This window comes from Caldicellulosiruptor naganoensis (assembly GCF_026914285.1).
Lineage (GTDB): Bacteria > Bacillota > Thermoanaerobacteria > Caldicellulosiruptorales > Caldicellulosiruptoraceae > Caldicellulosiruptor > Caldicellulosiruptor naganoensis.
The window spans coordinates 422,562-442,881 of sequence record NZ_CP113864.1 but is presented as its reverse complement, the minus strand read 5'-3'; the positions used below and the strand labels follow the sequence as shown (position 1 = coordinate 442,881).

The 20,320-nt window shown below is 33.9% G+C and carries 13 protein-coding genes and 4 pseudogenes; 2 read left to right on the top strand and 15 right to left on the bottom strand.

Features of this window, described 5'->3' with window-relative positions:
- Window positions 1–324: 324 nt before the first annotated feature.
- Window positions 325–1,344 carry an esterase-like activity of phytase family protein gene (locus OTJ99_RS02065; RefSeq protein WP_268748495.1) on the bottom strand — a complete coding sequence of 340 codons (1,020 nt, stop codon included), beginning with the start codon at window positions 1,342–1,344 and terminating at the stop codon, window positions 325–327.
- Between the two features lie 15 nt (window positions 1,345–1,359).
- A complete protein-coding gene (locus tag OTJ99_RS02060; protein WP_052671485.1) occupies window positions 1,360–1,719 on the bottom strand; it encodes a hypothetical protein in 360 nt (119 codons plus the stop codon).
- Window positions 1,720–2,294: 575 nt separating this feature from the next.
- Between OTJ99_RS02060 and OTJ99_RS02055 the strand changes: the two are divergent.
- Window positions 2,295–2,664, top strand: a pseudogene (locus tag OTJ99_RS02055) (transposase); the annotation flags it as partial.
- Between the two features lie 493 nt (window positions 2,665–3,157).
- Here the strand turns inward: OTJ99_RS02055 and OTJ99_RS02050 are convergent.
- The 8 genes and pseudogenes from OTJ99_RS02050 to OTJ99_RS02020 all read right to left on the bottom strand — a co-directional run.
- A pseudogene (locus OTJ99_RS02050) lies at window positions 3,158–4,663 on the bottom strand (FtsX-like permease family protein); the annotation flags it as partial.
- Window positions 4,642–5,193 (bottom strand): annotated as a pseudogene (locus OTJ99_RS12960) (TetR/AcrR family transcriptional regulator). The pseudogenes OTJ99_RS02050 and OTJ99_RS12960, both read right to left, overlap by 22 nt.
- A gap of 239 nt (window positions 5,194–5,432) precedes the next feature.
- Window positions 5,433–7,118 carry a [Fe-Fe] hydrogenase large subunit C-terminal domain-containing protein gene (locus OTJ99_RS02040; protein ID WP_235374675.1) on the bottom strand — a complete coding sequence of 562 codons (1,686 nt, stop codon included), beginning with the start codon at window positions 7,116–7,118 and terminating at the stop codon, window positions 5,433–5,435.
- A 27-nt stretch (window positions 7,119–7,145) separates the two neighbouring features.
- Window positions 7,146–7,301 (bottom strand): annotated as a pseudogene (locus OTJ99_RS12955) (4Fe-4S binding protein); the annotation flags it as partial.
- A 128-nt stretch (window positions 7,302–7,429) separates the two neighbouring features.
- A complete protein-coding gene (locus tag OTJ99_RS02035; RefSeq protein WP_045165435.1) occupies window positions 7,430–9,061 on the bottom strand; it encodes a M48 family metalloprotease in 1,632 nt (543 codons plus the stop codon).
- Window positions 9,062–9,191: 130 nt separating this feature from the next.
- Window positions 9,192–9,557: a hypothetical protein gene (locus OTJ99_RS02030; RefSeq protein WP_045165436.1), complete on the bottom strand. Its 366-nt coding sequence runs from the start codon at window positions 9,555–9,557 to the stop codon at window positions 9,192–9,194.
- A gap of 151 nt (window positions 9,558–9,708) precedes the next feature.
- Window positions 9,709–9,993, bottom strand: a complete 285-nt coding sequence (locus tag OTJ99_RS02025; RefSeq protein ID WP_013403056.1) for a hypothetical protein — start codon at window positions 9,991–9,993, stop codon at window positions 9,709–9,711.
- A gap of 234 nt (window positions 9,994–10,227) precedes the next feature.
- Window positions 10,228–10,938, bottom strand: coding sequence for a SurA N-terminal domain-containing protein (locus OTJ99_RS02020; protein ID WP_052671487.1), 711 nt, complete (start codon window positions 10,936–10,938; stop codon window positions 10,228–10,230).
- A gap of 201 nt (window positions 10,939–11,139) precedes the next feature.
- Here OTJ99_RS02020 and OTJ99_RS02015 point away from each other — a divergent pair, with 201 nt between their 5' ends.
- Window positions 11,140–12,462 carry an ATP-binding protein gene (locus OTJ99_RS02015; protein ID WP_045165437.1) on the top strand — a complete coding sequence of 441 codons (1,323 nt, stop codon included), beginning with the start codon at window positions 11,140–11,142 and terminating at the stop codon, window positions 12,460–12,462.
- 54 nt (window positions 12,463–12,516) lie between these two features.
- Here the strand turns inward: OTJ99_RS02015 and OTJ99_RS02010 are convergent, their stop codons facing one another.
- The 5 genes from OTJ99_RS02010 to OTJ99_RS01990 all read right to left on the bottom strand — a co-directional run bounded on the left by OTJ99_RS02010 (window position 12,517) and on the right by OTJ99_RS01990 (window position 20,289).
- Entirely contained in the window at window positions 12,517–12,942 is a 426-nt protein-coding gene (locus OTJ99_RS02010; RefSeq protein ID WP_045165438.1) for a PD-(D/E)XK nuclease superfamily protein, read from the bottom strand.
- 15 nt (window positions 12,943–12,957) lie between these two features.
- Entirely contained in the window at window positions 12,958–13,830 is an 873-nt protein-coding gene (locus tag OTJ99_RS02005; protein ID WP_045165439.1) for a DNA adenine methylase, read from the bottom strand.
- 189 nt (window positions 13,831–14,019) lie between these two features.
- Window positions 14,020–14,607 carry a hypothetical protein gene (locus OTJ99_RS02000; protein WP_045165440.1) on the bottom strand — a complete coding sequence of 196 codons (588 nt, stop codon included), beginning with the start codon at window positions 14,605–14,607 and terminating at the stop codon, window positions 14,020–14,022.
- A 26-nt stretch (window positions 14,608–14,633) separates the two neighbouring features.
- Window positions 14,634–17,315 carry a phospholipase D-like domain-containing anti-phage protein gene (locus tag OTJ99_RS01995; protein ID WP_045165441.1) on the bottom strand — a complete coding sequence of 894 codons (2,682 nt, stop codon included), beginning with the start codon at window positions 17,313–17,315 and terminating at the stop codon, window positions 14,634–14,636.
- 79 nt (window positions 17,316–17,394) lie between these two features.
- Entirely contained in the window at window positions 17,395–20,289 is a 2,895-nt protein-coding gene (locus tag OTJ99_RS01990; protein ID WP_045165442.1) for an anti-phage-associated DUF1156 domain-containing protein, read from the bottom strand.
- Window positions 20,290–20,320: the final 31 nt, after the last annotated feature.

Sequence of the window (20,320 nt, the reverse complement as noted above, 5' to 3'; positions counted from 1 at the left end):
AAATATTCTCAATTTTATTGCTGCAATATCACAAAAAGCAGAGTTTTATCTTGCCTATACAAAACACTCTAAAGAATTAAAGAAACATTTTTTATCCACAAAGGACACCAAAAGTGTAAACAGCATGATTGAAAAGTCAAGAAGTAAATTAAAATGGATATCTTTAGACTGTTAAAGTCAAGTAAATTAATATTTACTTGCAGCGAGAGAACTTACGCCGTATAAAATGGAAACAAGGAGGTTAAAGTATTAGAAAATGCACGAATAATATAACATATGTAAATCAGGCCTATTATAGTAACTTTAATTTAATAATCCTGATTTTCATTTTTTCATTATTTCAGGAAGTTTTATAACCCATAAATACGTGTTTCTTTCCTCTTCAGAATTAGGAACAATACTGATTGTCGGCTCGGCAAGTTTTTCTTTGTATTTGAGGCTACCATCTGCATAAAGTGTATAGTCTGCAATTTTAACATCTTTTCTCTCACTGTCTTTAACATTAATGGTTATACCAAAGTCGTTATCATTTATCACCATTATTGTCTTTTTGTCAGGACACATGACTATTCCTTCTGCTTTTTCAGCTTTCCAGCCATTTGCCCTTAGGTCAAATACAATTTTCTTTGTAGGAAATTTAATAGTTTTATAAAGCTGATCTTTGTCAGCGACAAATTCCAGTTCTTTGCCCTCTACTCTTATGTTAGAAATATCTGTGGCCTCTTTTATATCAACCAGGTAAATAATATTGCGCATATTATTATCTTTGCCTTTACCTTGTTCAATTAAAAGAAATTTGTTATTAGATATAGCAAATATATCACCAATTTTAGCATCTTTAGGAGACTTATAATTATCTTGATCAATGGGATAAGCATACATTTTTGTTCTTCCACTTTCAGGGTCTAATTCTAGTATTCTAGTAAATTTAGCAGTCTTAGCTGTTTTCCCCTCTATATCTAAAACACTTTGTAGCGCAGCGTAAATCTTTCCATTTGGTGCTATAGTAATGCCCTCAAAACCTCTGTTAGGAATACGGTACTTCAGTATATTAGGCAAACCATTTCCAGGAGCATATTTCTTTATGAGTTTGCCAGTTTTATCAAACTGAGCTATAAAAGGACCATATTCATCACAAATCCAGAAATTACCTTTAGAGTCAAGTGCAATACCTTCTGGATCAAGACCATTATTGTCATAACTTAGAAGTTTTAGATTTTCAGTTAAAGCAACTTCATTAGTAGAACCAACTAAACCAGGCATGATAGGTAAACCCGTAATAGCTTTACCTTGTTCGTCCTTTAAACCTATTGTCTCAATAACCTTTGCTTTTCCATTTTTAATAACTCCTACCGCAATTTAAGGTTGAAATGTAGGAACAGGGAAAATTATACTGGCATATTTATTTCTGCCATCATCGTAATTTGGACCATCAACATTTGGTCCCCGGTCAGTAACCATATAGAACTCGATGGAACCATCCGGGTTGACTGATTTAATGGTGAGTCCAGAACCAAAAGCTGGTTTAATACCATTTGGGAAATATTTATGAGCATTGCCTTTATAGGGGATATAAAATTTTTCTGGTATTGTTATTACATATTTATCTATCATAACAGTGGGCGCGTTTTTCGCACCAGTAAGAAAAACTGTAACACTAATCACCAGGAATAAGGTAAAGACTATGATAGCCAGAATTCTCATTATTGATTTTATCATACCAATACCTCTCTCGTATCATATAATTATCAAATCAATTAAAACTTCATATCTCAATTGGTACATTTAATTATCAGTACCAATTGATTACTGGAAATTTATTTTGATAATGCACCTTTCTTAAAACACTCACTTCTCAAAAATTGAATATTAAAATTGACTGCTACAGTTTAAATTTGCCTTTTATCTTTGGTAAACTAAAATCAAAAAAAGTTTAAGCCTGATTTAGTTTATTTTGGATATTTTTGATCACCTCCTGCTGGACGTGCTTTGATATCTGCACGCCACAGTTTGAGAAAGACTTCTGCCTCAAAGAATTACATGAGTAATGTTTACTCGAAGGCTTAAGCACTGACAGTTTACTACATCTGATTTGAGCATGTGAGATGTGTGCCCCCTGTAAACTGTTCAAGTAGCTCTAATATCGGCGAGGCTACTATTGCCATGTAATCCCCAGGGATAAAGGACTTAACACTTCTTTTTACCATAACTTGCAAAAAGGAGTTTATCAAATTTCTTTACCTAACCATCAAGAAAGTTTTAATAAATAATCAAAAGAGTTATTGATTGTTTTTGACGACATTGCCTCTATGGCTTTAGAAGACTTAATTAAATTTGCATCCGATAACAGCAACAATAGATTTTCATTAGATTTATGCAAAAACAACTTAAAAAACTTGATAAAGAAATCTCAAAACTTCTTAAAGCCTTTTCTCAAACCTTGGCTATTATTCATGGCATAGGAGATGTTCTTGCAGCCGACATCATCGCTGAAATTGATAATATTAAACGCTTCAAAAATGAAGCTGCTTTGGCAAAGTATTCTGACCTTGTTTGGGCTCAGTACCAATCAGGCAACTTCAATGCCCAAGATGTCTCATTAGCTAAGTGTGGTAACCAATATTCTCAGAATACCATCTTGTTGAGGCTGCTAACTGTGAAAAGTAGTACACAATACGCTACAAAGCCTTCTACAACAAGAAGTTCTCAGAGATTGACCTGTCATTGACTTAAACGTGCCCTCGTCCTCACCCAAGATGATTAATTCCTCTTTTTTATTTTAATAATCTTTCCCAAACAAGCTGCTAGTTAAATTTTTCCATACTGAGCAGCTCGGTATTCTATTGTATTTTTTGTCCTAATTATCTAAAAATCTTTTTAACCACCTTGAAATTATACCGCTTTTTTTAAACTACCTCTCCCGGTGTACAGTAGAAAAACCTATTTTTAATTACTTCTTTTCTACCATTTTTTCTTTCGCCTATATATATAGCAAACAGATTTTAAATCTAAATAAAAATCATGTAAAATATTTGTTAAATTTTAATTTGGAACAGAATGTTAAAATAAAATTGTCTGGTAAAAAGGTTTGACAAAAAGGACTTGACATAAAAAAAGGGCTGATCTTTTTTTCTCTTGCAAGCCAGCCCTTTTGACATCAATCAAGCTGCCCTTTTAATATCTCAACCGGCATTACCCTCGCTATTTTCTGCCTTGCCAAAAACCTTGAAATCAGAAAGACTAAAAGAAGTATTACAAATGTAGACAATACACTCTGCACGCTCAAATCAAGGCTTATTGCAAAATCTATATCTTTTGTCACTGTGCTCATAAGCCCATCCATTGTAATTTTAGATAGGGGAATTCCTGCAACAAATCCTATAAAAAACGAAATGTAGTTAAAACCGAGAATCATTTTAAAAATACTCCTTTCACTGTGCCCCAGCATTTTTAAAATTCCTATACTTTTCTTGTTTTCATTTAAAGTCAAAGTAGACAGAACATACACAATCAAAAGAGCAAGCACAGCAGCAATTAGTGCCATCACACCTATAGTCTTTGATAAATCGCCAGCAGATGCCTTTATTGTATTTAAAAGTTCAGATTTTGTATAACTTTCAAAAATTAAGCTCTGTGGAATTTCCAACTTTTCTTTTGAGAATATCCCAATATAATCTCCATTGCTATATCCAAAAAGCTTATTAAAGCTTTCAAGTTCCATATACCCATTGTTCCCAACAGGAAGGTTGGCAACTTTTTTCACTTTTAAAGTATATTCTTTGCCTGTAAATTTGTTTTTTAGTTTAATCTTATCTCCTTCGCCAATACCAAGTTTGCTTGCAAGAGGTTTGGTTATGATAAGTTCACTTGACACAGAGATTTCTTTTCCTTTTTCATCATACAGCTTTATCATATCTGAGTTACTTTTAATACCGTAAATTGTAATACTCAGTTTTGTCCCTTCAATGTCAAAAGACAAAAGGTTGTATGGCTCAGCTGCGCTTTGGAGTTTAATCTCAGGGTGTGTGGAGACAGAATTTAATAGATAAAGATAGTTGTATTTAAAATTCTTCTCATATGCTCTTTCTATTGCAGTTATAATTGAATCCTTTGCAGTCATACCATACATCATAAGGATTGTTGAAAAGATTATCCCAACTGCCAAAATTAGTTCCCTGCCAATATGACGCCAGCCATATTTTAGCATAATCCTTGTTCCAAACTCAAATCTGTCAAAAAACTTTATTGAAGGAAGCTTGCCAAATTTTATTTCATCAACGCCGTGAAGCATCTGAACAATTGTGAGCTTGAAAAAGTTCTTGATTGCAAGGTAACCTGAAAGAAATATAAATATGGCTGGGAGAAGCATCGCAACAAATATGTGCTGCCATGGCAAAATTGACTTTATCTTTGGTAATGTAAAATATGACCTGTAAAACTGTGCAAAAGGAGATGCTTCAATAACCCCAAGTACAACACCGAAGATGGAACCAAAAAGCCAAACATAAAGTGGAAACCTCATGAAGACTTTTAGTACATCTTTTTGTGTATATCCCATTGAATAGATTGTACCAATTTCAGCATGCATAGTATTTATTACCCTTCGCATGACAATAAAGAGTATAAAAGATGATACAAGAATTATAAAAAGACTGAGTGGCACAAAAGTTTTATAGATTGAGACAGAACATCTTTAAAATAACTTATATCAAGATCAAGTGTTGTTGATGTTTTGCTCAGATCTTCTTCAATTATAAACTTCATATAAAAACGTGTATCTTCCAAAAAATAGAAATTATAACGATAATCTCTACCAAAAACTCTCTTGACTGTTTCAAAAATTTTTCATTTATCTCATCTTTAAAAGGTGAGTTTTGTGAAAAAAAGCTCTTTCACTGCAATTCAAATAGTTTCTTGTGAATTCTCATAATAAGCAAAGAAATTTATATGCACCATATCAAGCTTTTCAAGAAGTTCTAAAAACCTCTAGTAAGAAACTTCTACAGCATAAAAGTACATATCTTTCTCGTTTTTAAAATACTGATACATGCTCCCCTTTGTAACATTGCATTCTTTTGCAACATCAGAGATATCAACCTCATGATAAGGTTTTTGTGAAAAGTGCTTTATTAATGTAACTGTTATAAGGTTTCTTTTCTCCTCTGGAAGGTTTAAAAATGTTTGCTTGGGCATAGAACCTCACCTCAAGATTTATTATGACTGTTCGGTCATGTAATGTAAAGAAAATTTTATTTTGATTGAGCTTGATAGACAGTATACAGTATATACATAAAATAACGAGAAGCGAATCAGTTGTATAAGAGATGTTTAAAACAAAAATAGGTCTTTGCAAACCTGGTCTGCAAAGACCCCCACTCTCAATTAGCAAAACAATTAAGAAAAGTAATTTTTTGGGTTTTTCATCCCCTCAGTTATTTTTCTTCTAGTACACCTTCTTGCTGAATTAATGCATTGAGTCGTGAAATTTCAGCTGAAATTTCCTCACTTTTCGCCGTTAATTCTTCAATCAGGGCACTTTCATTCACTAAAGAACTGTTTATATTTTCAATCGCATTTAAAATTTTCTCCGATAAATCAGGGATCTGGTTCATCAAACTGATCATTGTATCAAATTCCTTTTTTACGATAGATGTTTCAACTTTCATTCTATCTGCAAGTTTCCTTATTTCTGAGGCTATAACAGAAAAACCTTTTGACTCAGTTATTTTTGAAGCTTCAATAGAAGCATTTAAAGCATAAAGAGATATGCTACTTCCTATATCCTGAAGTATATTATTTGTTTTGTTTAGAATATCAATTTTCGTAGACAACTCTTTACTAATACTATCAAGTAACTTAATTTGAGCTAATAATCCAGAAACTGAAGTAGATATATTCTCAATTTCTTTAGCACTCTCACTATATCCAACAGCTATCTCTTGCATACTCCTATCTACAACATCTGTAGCAAATGCCACTTCATTTATTAATTCCTCAAGTTGTTTTTGAGTATTGTTAATATTATCTAATAGTTTATTTATTTGTATATTTTTGGTATATAATTCTTCATTCTCAAGAGACAGTTTATCTTTTAAGTAATTTACACAATTTTCTTTTCTGTTATATCCATAGTAGATTGCAATAGCCATTTCTTCACAAGAATCATATCCGCAAGCTGAACAATTTAAATTTCTCTTTTCTGTCGAGGTTTTTAGCATTTCATTGTAGATATTTTCTAACACATCAGAAGAAGGCTTTTCTAAATACTTGCTTTTGTTTGAGTACGTTGTCATAAAGTCTTCTAATTTAAGTTTTTTGTCGAAGAACTTAAACAATCTTTTACTTTTGAATTTGTTATACGTACTTTTCTTCATAACATCAAATTCATAATCTATTACATCGATAGGAACATCTAATTTGGTAGCGGTTCCTTTATTGCACCCCTCGTGGCAGTTTAATATGTCAACAATTAGAGGTTTTTGATTGTCTGGCGTATTCAAATAGTCTTTTTCTAAATATTCAAATATTATATCACCTTCGATCTGTTTTACTTTTGCATCCTTGAAATATGCATGAACATTCTCTTTTAATCCGCCTGGTCTGCTAAAAAGTTTTCCTAAATACCCTTCAGCATAATCAAACTTTCCTGTATCAGCTGCCCTGTTGTATACATCACCAAATTCTTCCATCAAGGAAATATATGTTACATTCAACTGGACAATATCAGGAAATCTTGCTATCTCGTCTTTTTTAGCAATACATGGAGAAATAAAAACTATTGGTTCGGTTTTTTTCAAATATTTTTTCAGAAAAATACTTACACACATCATTGGGCTCTGGACAGGAATCAGATAATCAAGAAGTTGAGGAATGTGTTTTTCTATGTAATTAACTACTGCAGGACATGGTTGAGCAATAACACTTTTTTTGGAAAAACGCTGAATGTATCTGATATAAGCCCAAGTGGTTATATCTGCACCAAAAGAAACATCGTAAACCTCTTTAAATCCAATTTCTCTCAAAGTATTTATAAGTTTTCCTATTTTGAAATTGGCTCTTGCTGAGGGGGCAACAACTGCAATAGGTTTTATACCAGAAGCTAACATCTCTTTAAGCAAAGAAATATCATCTATAAAACCCCTTGCTCCATGTTCACAGTGCTTTATACATCTTCCACACTTGATGCAAAAATCATTGTCAAGTTTTATATATTCTCCGTCAATAACATTAGCAAATTGTACAGGACATACACGTATGCACTTATAACAGTTTACACACTTTTCTTTGTTGATAGTAATCATTAGAATAATCCCCCTATCCATCTAAAATACTTCATTTGTTTAAAATCAATAATTTAGTGTTATCATAATTCTATCACATTAATTTTTTAATTTGCAATATCAAGCATGAATCTTCTTAATTTTCACTGCTAATTTTCATTGCTATTGAAATACTTTGAAATAACCTTCCCAAGTTCTTTATTAACTCCTACCCATGGCCTACTTCCCCCTTTTACAAAATCTTCAGCTAAAACATATTTCATAATCACACCTGAACTTGATGAAAAATAATAAATTGTAGGCTGGCTACTCTTTTGGTATATTTCAATTTCATAATCCCTTTCAAATAGAGTATTAGCAAAATCAGATTTAGTTTTTATCTTCCTAATGCATCTTAATATATCTTGTATTTCTTTTTCATCTGTAATGCTTTTTTCCACCCGTAAATTAACCTTCTTACCGTTTCTACCAACATCGGTCGAGGCTGAAACATATTTTATCAACCTTATCTTTTCAATATTTGCGGAATCTTTAATTAGATTATTATTTGGCAGCAGTATACCAAATGTTATATAACTTGTAAAGAACACTACCATAGCTGCTATCAGCGTACTATAAACCTTTTTGAATGGTGGGAAATATTCTTTATATTGTTTTTTTTCAACATCAGTCAATATCCGGATCCTCTTTTTTAACGAAGGATGGGATTGAATCTTCTCGAGCGGCTTTGAAACATCACCTTTTATGTAGTTAAGTGCATAAATTGATTTCAAGGCATTCTCATAAACCTCTCTATCCACCCCACTTTTTAGCACAAATAAGTCTGCTTCAATTTCGGCAATTCGACCAATGTAACTTATTAGTAGAAAAAGTTGAAGTGTACCCGCCAATAAGATAGCTAATATAACAATATTAAAAATTACAATGTCTTGCACAAAATAATCGATTAAACTTTCAAGCCCGTAGACAAAAGCTAAATAATAGAATATAGTTATGACCCAACCTAAAAGTATTTTTCTTACATGTTTTCTCTTTATATGCCCTATTTCGTGAACCATAATTGCCTGAAACTGATCTTCTTTTAAATTTTCCAAAGCATATGATGTAACTAAAAGCTGTGGTTTAAAAACACCTGCTGCAAAAAGATTTGCAAACTTTTGTCCCATTGTTTCAAGAAGAATAACTTTTATATCTTCAAAATTAAACTTTTTTAAAACTTCTTTGATGAAAGGATATTCATCTATTTTTAGTTCCTTCTTAGGATATTGCAGATTCAAAAATATTAACCAAAATAAATAAAACCCTATAAAAATAGAAATGGGTAAAAGATAGGTATATTTATAATCATCAGTTTTTAAATTGGCTAAAATAGGTATTAAAATTATAAAAAGCATAACAATTAAACCCAAGGAAACAACCACAAACTGCCTTATTACAAATAAACTTTTTAACTTTTGATCAAAAATTTTTTCATGAATTTTATTTGTAAAAAACATTATTACAACATAAATTTCAAAAGCTAACAATATCATGAACAAAGTAAATTCACGCAATCCCTTTACCTTGAGTATCGCTGCCATCGAAAATCCAGCTAATGCTCCTATTGCAGTGCTAACTACGAATATTGACCAAATAAAAAAGGTATTTAGCTTTGTAGCTGCTTCCTCTTTGTTCTTACTGTTTTGAAAGTTTAATATAATGTAATTTTTAATAATGTGCATAATAATAATGTATAATGCAATGCATGCCAAATCTAGACCCAATATTTTAATCCAAACCATTTAAAAATCCCCCTTGCAAATTTTAAAAATTGTATCTTATAACCCCTCAATTAAAAACATTTTATAACAAAAAATCCTTGATGGCAATAACCACCAAGGAACAATCTAATTGTTATGACTATATTATTCTTTATTTTCTACAATCCTCTTGAACCGCATTTTCATTCTTCAACCCTTCTAAAACTTCATTTGGATTTACACCAAATCTCTCCAACGAGGCAAGTATCCCCAGACATACTGTCACATGGCAAAATATTTTCTCAGCAAGCTTTTTTCCCTTTTCAATTGTTGAAAACTCTAAATAGCTGTTTAGCTCATTTTCTACATCTTCTTTTGTGCAGCTGAACATCTCTTTTAGCTCATCAAATGACCTTGCTGTTGGTACAAGCTTGATAGAAAATTTTTTTGAAAGTTTTGGAAAATGAAATTTCAGATACAAAAGTAAACTTACTACTCCCCCTACGAACCCCATAAAAAACAAAAAAACATTTGCCAAACTATCACACTCCTTTGAAATTTTATTATACCATAGATATTCATGTTGTTGTTTTGAATTTTACTTCAACTTTTTTCAAGAAACATTTAAACTTACATTTTATTAAACCCACCTCCTTTCTTTTGTGCTATTTTCAATTTTCGCAGGGATTTTAATATACTCCGATAGGAACTGTACTACGCCCGTTTAAGACAAACCTGTCATGCTGCCAAATTGACTTGAACAAGAAAGGCAGATCATAGAACTTTCTCTGAAGATGAGGTTTTTGCTTGTAGTGGTACAGGTAAAACGGTTTTTTCGAACCCTCAACATACTGTATCAGCCACTCGTCGCAAATTGTTCTAATTCTCACAACCGTTTGTGTAACTTCGTACACTCTAAAGCCATATTCATGAGCCAGCCTTGTTGCTTCTTCAAACAACCAGTTCTGGCTCAAAAAATCACATCCTTTCTTCGTTTATTTTAAAGCCTTAAAGTTATTTGGTGTACTTTTTGCCTTCTTTTTTTATTCCCTCCTTCCCAGCCAATCTTGTTTTTAGTAGCAAGCAGCTAATTTTTTATTATATTCAAAACGCTTTTCTAAAAAAGTTCAAATTTTATGCGAAGTTAAAAAAAAATAAAAACCACAGACTTTTCAAGCCTGTGGCCTTGTGCTGTATAAATTCCATTTTTAAATATTCCTTTTATATATTGTTATTTTAGCTTTTTTCTTTAATGAATTTATATATTCCTTTCTGAAGTCTTCAATCACCAAATTCTTGGACTTGAGCCTGAACTCTTCAAATTTTGCATCAAGTAGTTTCTGAATAGAAAGCATATTTCTTGTCTGTTCAATAACTTTTTTGTCATACTCCTCTCTTGTTATTCCCCATCCTTTGATGAGCTTCTCAATTACATCATTTGCAAACTTTACACTTTCCACATCACCTGAAACTTTTCCACTTATTACGTCTTGCATTGTCTTCTTTGTTTTTTCATAGTAGTCTTTCGCTTCTTTTTCTGACACTATATACCCTTCTTTTTTAGCAGCCTGAAGCAAAAGAAGATTTTCTATCATGTTGTTTAAAACATCTTTTTTTGTCTTTTGCACAGGTGGCTTTAGAAAGCTTGCCTTGTATTTTTTTAAAAGCTTTTGATAAGATTCTTTTCGAGATAAATAGCTTGCCTCTTCTAACGCATACGCAACCTCTAAATCCTTTTTATAAATCTTTTCACCGTTTACAACTGCTACAACTCTATTGTCTTTTGACTGCTGTATATTTTTTATCTTCTTGCCACACTCTATCCAAATATCTGCTGATAAGACTGTAGAAAATGCCATCAGACTTATTATTACCATTATTATCAAAGAAAAGCATCTTCTAATCTTCTTCTCTTTCAACCTTCTTCACCTCTTTAATTTACTATCTTTTTTTATTGTACCAGATACAAGCTAATTTAATCAAGTTTTGAATCTAACAGAAAGAAAACTTTTCAAAAGACATTAGCTTGTTCTAAAATAAATGTAGAAACAAAGGATATCGTTGATTCAAACTTTCTATTACAAAAGATTTTATTTTGGCACAAAGGAGATATACCAGCGATGAATGAGAAAATAAAGCTCTACAGACTGTGTTTTGAAAACCTAAAAGTTTATCGAAACCTTATTCATGATAGCGTTCTTGAAAAGCTGTATAATCTTATCTGCTACATTGACGATGGAAATAAGGATTTTGTAAGAATTGTAAATCTTTATAGCACAGTTTGTTACAATCTTTTAGAAGCTGGGAAAGGCTGTAGTTTAAAGGAATACATTATTGAGAAAATTCTCTTTAGCGAAAACACTTTTACAAAATTAGCAGCAAAAAGTGTTAACAACATAGCAATAAATGAGAGTCTTAAAAAAGCTGCAGCTTGTGATTTAGACTGCCTTGAGTTTATATCAAACTTTTCTGCAAAAGAGATAAAAGATTATTTAAAAGAATCTGCTGCCTTGCCAAACTTTTTAGCTGAAAGTTTTTTAGAGCTCAAAGGCACAAATACCATGTTGCATAACACCATTGATAACTCTACAAAAACCATCATTGAAAAATTTTTGAAAAAAACTTGCTGGAGCAGTTTAATTGAGGAGCTTGTAGAATTCCACAGGCAAAATGGCTTTGGAATCTTTGCAAAATACAAAGGTTTTTCATGGGATGGCGAGAAGCTAATTGGCATTGAAAACTTAGACCCAATAAGATTAGATAGCCTTGTAAATATTGACAGGCAGAAAAAGATTGTTGTTGAAAACACTTTAGCGTTTTTAAATGGTCAAAGAGTCAACAATATCCTGCTTTATGGCAGCAGAGGAACTGGAAAGTCATCAACTGTAAAAGCAATTTTGAACGAGTTTTCTCACAAGGGCTTAAGAATTGTTGAAGTGTTTAAAGACCAGCTTTATACTTTTCCGAGGCTAATTAGAATCTTAAAAGATGTCCCGCTTAAATTCATAATCTTTGTAGACGATTTGTCTTTTGAAGACATTGAGGAAAATTATACCAAACTAAAAGCCATTTTAGAAGGGTCTTTAGAGGCAATGCCTCAAAATGTTGTTATATATGCAACCTCAAACAGAAGACACTTGGTAAAAGAAAGGTTCAGCGACAGAAATGGTCTTTCTGATGATGAAGTGCACTTTAACGACACTTTAGAAGAAAAACTTTCTCTTGCTGACAGGTTTGGAATAGTGGTCACATACCCATCCCCAACCCAGCAAGAATACCTTGCAATTGTTGATGAAATTGCAAAGAAAAGGGGAATTGAGATTACAGAAAAGCTTCACAGGCTTGCTCTGCAGTGGGAGATGAACTACAACGGCCGCTCAGCAAGAACAGCTAAGCAGTTTGTTGACTGGTATGAGGCACAGGTTAAAATGGAAAAGGGCTAAGGCAGTGACAGATTCGCACTTAGCCCTTTTGAGTTTTTTAATATCTCTCTACTTTTACAGTAATTTCAAATTCGATCTTTTGACAAAATCTTCAAAAGATATTATTTCAACCAAGTTCCCCTCTTTTATATAGTCAACATGTTTTTGATTTAAATAAAAATCTTTTGCTTTCTTAGTATATCCTGTTCCACCAATTATAATATAAGCTTTTTTATACTTTGGATTTTCCTTTAAAATTTTAACCAAGGTGATTATCTCATAAACTATTTTTTGCTCTGCGGTCCCGCGTGTTTGCTGCCATTTAGCACTTATAATTATCTCGTCATTTAAAACAAAATCAGCTTTATATTTATTCCCAAAGAGATCATTGCCAACCACAACTTGTTCCTTAAACGCATCAGGGTAATTTTCTAACAATGCCTGTTGAATCAATTTTTCATGAACCTTCCCTGTCCGAGTACCTCTTCCACCAGGTGACACAATAACACCTTCTTTTCAATAATTAGTTATAATAACTTCTTTATGACCAGTCCTTTTCTCTGCACTTGAATTAATGAGTCTTTTTGCCTCTATTACCTCAATGTTGTAACTTCTATAAAGATCTCTTATAAACTCTGAATCTGAGTTGCTTATCATAACAAAACAACCCTTTTTGCTCAGGTTATCACAAACATTTTTCAGCCTTACTTGTTCCTCTTTTGTAAAACCTGCAACTGTGTAATCAGTAAAATTAGCTGTTTTGGACACAGGCATGTATGGAGGATCAAAATACACAAAATCAAACTCAGAAGCTTTTTTCACTGCTTCTTCAAAGTCTGCATGTAAAATTTCAACAGATTGTAGCATTTCTGAAAAGGCAAATATTTCTTCACTGGTTGGCATTTTAGGATTTTTATATCTTCCAAAAGGAACATTGAATTCGCCTTTTGAATTCACCCTGTAAAGCCCATTGTAACAATGTCTGTTCAAATAGAGCAATAACACTGCTTTGAGTAAGTTTTCATTTTCAATTGTACCTATACTTTTTATTTTAATAGAATTGTAAAGTTCTCTTGCCTTATAGTAATCGTCCTCGGCATTTTTAAAATCTAAATTTTTAATATAGTAAACTACCTCATCTGGACAATTTTTAATTGCAGTGTAAAGGTTTATGAGTTCAAGATTAATATCTGAAACAACAGCATTCTTTAAAATTCCTCTATTATAAAGCTCTATCAAAAGTGCTCCGCCACCTAAAAAAGGTTCATAATATGTGGAAAAATGGCTTGGCAGTTTTTCAAGCAAACTCTTTATTATCTGCCTTTTACCACCCGCCCATTTCACTATGGGCACAACTTTTTGGCGAAAAAAAGTTATTTGAGTCCTCATTGCAAAACCATACTCCAGATTTAAAATTAACTATTGATTTGATTATACCATACATTTGTTTGGTGTGCAAGGATTTAATATTTTATTTTTTCTGCAAGTTTTAGTTAATATTAATCTCGCAAATATTTTCATTACAATGCAAAAAAATCTTGCTGAATTTATTGGATATACCATTAATACCTCTTTGTTTTAAATAAAACAGCTCTCTTTTTGCAATGCTTTACAAATTGTTTTTTCAAGCCAATCATTTAAATTGTTGTTCACATTATTCAATGTAAAAGAAGGCAACAATAATATAACTTTTCCCGCCCTTTCAGAATTTGTACCTTTCTTCAATTCTATTTTAACACAATTATTACATAATCTGTTTAAACAACTTCCTATACCGTTCAACATTAAATTTAATTCTTCTAAATTTGTACACTTTATATCAGCACCTCTAAAAAACCTGCAAAGTTCTTCTATCATTTTTTTATATCTCTTTTTTATTTCTTTATGGTCTTGAAGGTCTGCAACTTTACACTTCGTAAAATCAATTTTTAAAATTTTATCTGAAGGAATATATTCCTCTAACTTTTTATTAAAACCTCTCATTGAATTGTAAAAACTATAATCCTCTAATTCCAACAAAGTTGCCTCAACGTAAGCAATTTTCTTCCCGTTTTCATAGGCAATAAAATTAGGTGAATCTTTATTGCAAATTTTTAACTTATAGCCTGTTTTTCTTTCAAATATGTTTTTTAAAAAATTCTCTCTTTCACTTATCTGTCTTCCCAAACTAAACACCTCTCAACATTAATATTTCATTTATCCAGCACTAACTCCCACCCCCTCATCAGCCACTCCTTTCTTTGCTCATTGTCCAAAACCTTTTTGCAGCTTTCCCAGTCGACTTTTTCGACATGCTCTCTATATTTTATATCAAATGGATGCTCGGAATTTAAAACTTCAACTGTTTTGACAATTTCCATCCACTCATCTTTTATAATCTCTGGAAGTGATCCAATCATATCATAGGTGAGTTTTATTCTGCCAGACAGAACTGCATGAATTCTATCTTCAATAGAATCTTTGTATCTTAAGTTATACACATAAACCTTGTCAAATTGCTGACCTATTCTTCTTATTCTTCCCTGGCGCTGCTCAAGTCTTATTGGGTTCCATGGAAGGTCAACGTTTATAAGAGCACCTAGCGTTTGCAAGTTCAAACCTTCTGCAGCGGCATCTGTTCCAATCATAAGTTTAATTTTACCGTCTAACACAAGCTCTTTTATCTCATCCCGTTCTACCTTTGAATAAACTCCATTCTTGATTATGCCAGATTTATCACCACCCGCATAAATTGCTATGTTCTTGTCTGGCATAGCTGAAGACAATTTTTGTGCAATGGTCCATGCTGTGTCAAAGTACTCAGAAAAGATTATGCAGCCCCTTTCAAGCCACCCCATGTCGTTTAAGATATGCAAAATTTTATTTAGTTTTGGGTCTTTGTCTTTGTTATATTCAAGAAGATCTATTATTTCTTCCAAACAGAAAAGCTCATCCCTGCCTGTGATACTAATTCTATCAGGCATTTCATCGTCTTCATCCTCTTCAGAAAAGTCGTCTTTAACAATTGCTCTCTTTTCATAAATTGCTTTTGCAGTGTTCAAGCCTGCTTGCATAGAAGAGCCCATCCTTCGCAAAAGTAGTGTCTTATAAAACCCTTTCGCGCCTGTTTTCTGCCTCAGTAAATTTGTAAATTCTTCAGCATACTCATAAGCTTTTTTGAGTGGTGCAGAAAGTACAAGACCTTCATCATCACCTTCACCAAAAAGGACAACATCAATCTTCTTAAGATACGGCTCACCTGTTTCTGGATCAACTGTATTTTCAAGTGTACTTCTTTTTCTCTTGACAATATGCCTGATAAAAGGATTATACTTTTCCATGAAGTTTTCTTCTATAAGCTCATCTACGATATCCTGCTGGGATGGCAAAAGTGCATCATAATCATCATATGAAACATACTCATCGTCACCCATACCAAGTGATCTTCTGAGTTTCCCAATTGTAAATGGATTTTCACTTGAGGGAGGCAGAGGATTTCTTATCCAGCTCCAGTAATAAGCCTTACTTGAAATTTCTTTTTCTCCCCTCACATAATCAATTCCTTCTAAAGGTCTCAGTTGCCACAGGCTAAATGCATCGCCTAAAACCTTTTGAGAGCCCTGTGCAAGTATATACAGAAGGTCCCAACCCTCAATGGGATGTAGCTGAATTGGAGTTGCAGTTGCTAAAATCATTGTCTTTGTCTTTTGTGATAGCTCAAGTAAAAACTTCATAAGGTTGTTAGGCTCTGGCTTTTCAGCAGGCTTATTTAAATTTTGGCGCCTTGCCCTGTGTGCCTCATCAACAATTACACATTCATACTCAAGGTCCAAAAGAGGCTTTACAATATCCGAATTAGAGGTAATCAAGCCTTGGGAAATTATTCCTATTCGCCTTGGACACTGTAAGATTGGGGGTATGCCATTTGCCTGTGGCCTGTACTCTTGCCCTGTTTCAACTATCCATCTTTTCCCATCCCACACAGCAGAAGGTATATCAAACATTGTTTTGAGCTCATCCTGCCACTGCCATAAAAGTGTCTTTGGAACAATTATCAAAACAGGTTTGTCTCCATAAAGCGCTGTAAGCTGAGCAATCATACCAAGCTGGGCAGTTTTACCAAGTCCAACCTCATCTGCAAGAATGTATCTTGCTCCATCTTTGCAGTGCTCTTCAAACACCATTTTTACAAAATACTTTTGGTGATTCCAAAGTCCAAAACCTTCCCGGTAAACAGGTGCTTCTATCACAGGAGATGCAGGATCAGGCTCTTTTTTCCATTCCTCAATGCTAACTATATTTTTTTCTGCCAATCTTCCTATATTTTCAATTATCAAATCACAAAGCTCACAAGCATAAGGATTATTCCAGAAAAAGTCAAACTCATTTTGCACCCATTCCACGCTCTCAATACTGTCATCTGCCCAAAGTATCTCGTAGTTGCCTTTCCAGGCAGGTAAGGTTTCATTGACACTTCCAACAAATGCAATCTTTCTACCATCTGATAGAGTTATGACACCGGCTTTGCCATGTACAAGTCCATACACATCATTTGGTACAACTCTTACCTGAAGTTTACCGCTTTTCAGAAGTTCATAGAGTTTTTTAAACCTCTCTGGAAACTGTTCAGCCTTAAGCTCAGGTTTCGATTTGAACCATTCCCTGACAAGCTTTTGTTTTGCAAGTTTTGCCACTAAAACGTCCTTGCTCTCAACCTCAGAGTTGCAAACAACCCTTGCAACTCCTTCTATACTCTCAATTGCTTCACCTGCTATCTCTAAGATAGATGAGCTAAAGTACCCAGCAAGTCTATCATAGCTTTTAGCATTTTTCAGGTGTTTGTTTAAAAATTCCTCTGCAAGGTCAATAAGACGTGACGAATATCTTTCAAGCATATTTTACAAAAAGGCAATACCCCGCATCCTTTTTCTGCAGGATACTGCCTTTTTTGGCACCTCCTTCTCGCTTTAAATTTTACAGTCTATCGTTTGCCACACGCTCAGCAAGATATGAAGCTATTTTTGAGTCGTTTTGCCAGTGTTCCATACCATCAATTTTCTCAAGCCTTGCAAGGTATCTGAATATTATCTCTATCTTAGTTTTGTTGTTCCAGTATTTTGTTCCAAGTTTGGTCTTTAGCATCTCATGTGAAAGTGCAACCGCTTCGGCAGTGTCATTTATTTCCTGGTCTTTTTTTATTGCGCTATTTATTGCGAAAAGACAGTAACGCAAGATTGTTGTACTAAACGCATGTTTGGTATCAAGAAGTTCTTGCCCAAGCTCGCTTGCTGTCTTCAGTCTTGTCGAATTTGATTTTTTAATTGCAAAAAGTTCATCATAATCAGCAACACCAAGACTCCTTGCAGCATCTTGATATGCACCTATTCTTTTTTCGCCCCTTGTTTCAAACTCGATGCCTCTTATATAAAACTTCTCATAGCTTTCCATCTTGCGCCAGATTTCATAAATGGTATCTTGGTCAAACCCAAGGTATTTCAAACCTTCTGGTACTATGTAGCTGCTTGCATATTCGCGCATGGAATCCAAAAATTCTTTAATCTTCTGGTTTGTTGCTTTAAGATTGCAGGATGTCAAAACACGCAATGCTGCATAGTAGCCTGACAGCTCCAAATCTGTTGGACTAAAATTAGGTTCTGCTTCATCTTTGTCAAGCTCATACATGAGCTTTATCTGCCTTTCTACCTCTTCTTTGCCAAAAGGATACAGCTCTTCAATAAATACAGGCTCAAGTTGAGTTCTATCAATCTTCTTTAGAACAACACACACAGTTGACTGCACAAAATTGCCCTCTGACATATTGTCCTCTGTCTCTGTTGCAATGCTCCATGCATTGACAGACAAAAGCCCTGAGCTGAGCAAAATTTCTGTTAGGTCTGCAAAAACCTGTGAGTCCTGGTGTGTAAACATGAGGACAAAATAGCCATTTTCAGGCATATTAGAAACTATGTTTTTAAGAATCTCTGTAAAAGCTGCTTTAAACAGTTCGCGGTCGCCCCGAACTGCCAATGCCCTTTTGCTGTCTGTATACCAATCTGGAAAAACTTCTTTCAAAAACTTCTTATCCCATGCTAAGAAGAACTCTGATAGCTCATGGTAATTTATTGCATCGGCATAAGGTGGGTCTGTTATCCAAATGTGGCAGGATTGATTTACATCGCGGGCATCGGTAGGATAAACTATTTTGTGACTATTTGACAACAAATAAGGCTTTAAACTGTCTAAAAACCATGGTAAAACAGTCAACCCTCTTACATTAAAATTGAACAACGTATTCAATGCCTGATTGTAAAATGTGTTCTTCCCATTATCCTCACGCGTATTGTCCCATAGACATAACTTAGAATTCCACGTAACACACCTATTAACCCCCAGTAGCCCCACAATTTTTTCCTCTTTTGTTCTTGCCTCTTTGTCAATAAGCTCCATCAAAAGCCCATGTAAAAGTAACTGTCGTGGATTGAAAAGCTGATGCCAGTAAGCCCAACCGCGTGTTCGTATAGGTTCGTTCGTCTTCTCCCCTTCTTCAATCATATCACTTGGAATATACCCTTTTTGCTGCCACTCATCAAACCTTTCTTTCAAAAGCTCTATAACTTTCCTTTCTCTTTCTAAATCCTCATCATCCGGGGCTTTGTAATATCTTTGCCCTTTTTCATCCTCATATCTTATGCAATACAATCTTTCTTGAAAAACATCATCTTCTCTTGGTATAAATTCATGTTTTTCCCAGCGCCTTAGCCCCCAAATTGTTTTGCCACTCTCATCAACCTTATCTCCCCTAATTGACGAAATACTTGTTTCCATTTTACAATGTGGACAAATTAGATAACCATCCTTTACAGTTCCGTTTTTAGCTGCTTGTTCGAGCTCTGATTGGCTGACATTCATTTTGATTTCTATATCAAATCCTTTTTTAACTGGGTTTTCGTGCAACACAGCAACAGTTTTAGAATTTTTGCCAATTACCAAAGAAGGTAGTAGAGGTACTTTGAAACCACATTCAGGGCAAATTGTCTCAACGCAGTATAAATATGCATTTGCTCTATGCCCTTTTGAGTTGTGCTCGATCTGCCACTGAGTTACAATCTTGTCTGCTGCTTCAAATACTCTTTTTTGAAAGTCTTTTAGTTTTTCAATCTCATCTTCGGGCAAGCTTAAAAGATTCAAAGCAGCCCACGTAAGAAGCATTGCAATTGGATTTAAGTCTGACGCAAAAACACCAAACCCCAGCCTTGCTGCTTCAAATGGAATACTCCCTCCACCGCAAAAGCAATCCCCAACTGTTGGAATCTGACCAAATCTTTTTTTGCCAAGCTCTTCAACAAGAGATGAATACGAATATGCATTTGTTCCAAGATGTTCATTTATCTCATCCCAAGCACTCTTGGGTAGATTTTCTATTTCTTCAGGTCGCTTGCAATATTTTAGCTTCTGTTCATACGGCATCCTTTTAAATATTTTTTCTTGAATTTCTTCCCTTTCAGCTTTTTTTAAGTCTTTTTTGTAGCTTATCTTCCCATCATCTGTAACATCGAAATATCTTGTCTTTTCCTCCTCTGTTGCAAATTCAAAAAGATCTCTTGCTGATATGCTGCTTTTTCTTCTCAGCTTTAAGCCTTCTTCGTCCATAGCCATAAGCTTGAGAAAAATCTTCATATCTTTTTTTGGATCATCTGTTGCAGGCAAAAGAACTCCCAAAAGTAGTGCACGCACAAGCACAAGAGGTTTTCTGCCCCACCATTTGCCAAGTCCTGTTAATGTCTGTCCTGCACCTGCTTTTCGCTCTTTAAATGCCTCCTTTGAAAGTTTTGAAACTGGGAATTGAACCTCTATAAAAGATTTCTCCATCTTCTTCCATCTCCTTTTAGGTCAAGAATTT

Bases quoted from the DNA above. Each gene is read 5' to 3' on its own strand.
- OTJ99_RS02060 (WP_052671485.1), bottom strand. From the start codon at position 1,719: ATGATAAAATCAATAATGAGAATTCTGGCTATCATAGTCTTTACCTTA.
- OTJ99_RS02035 (WP_045165435.1), bottom strand. From the start codon at position 9,061: ATGGTTTGGATTAAAATATTGGGTCTAGATTTGGCATGCATTGCATTA.
- OTJ99_RS02015 (WP_045165437.1), top strand. From the start codon at position 11,140: ATGAATGAGAAAATAAAGCTCTACAGACTGTGTTTTGAAAACCTAAAA.
- OTJ99_RS02005 (WP_045165439.1), bottom strand. From the start codon at position 13,830: ATGAGGACTCAAATAACTTTTTTTCGCCAAAAAGTTGTGCCCATAGTG.
- OTJ99_RS01995 (WP_045165441.1), bottom strand. From the start codon at position 17,315: ATGCTTGAAAGATATTCGTCACGTCTTATTGACCTTGCAGAGGAATTT.
- OTJ99_RS01990 (WP_045165442.1), bottom strand. From the start codon at position 20,289: ATGGAGAAATCTTTTATAGAGGTTCAATTCCCAGTTTCAAAACTTTCA.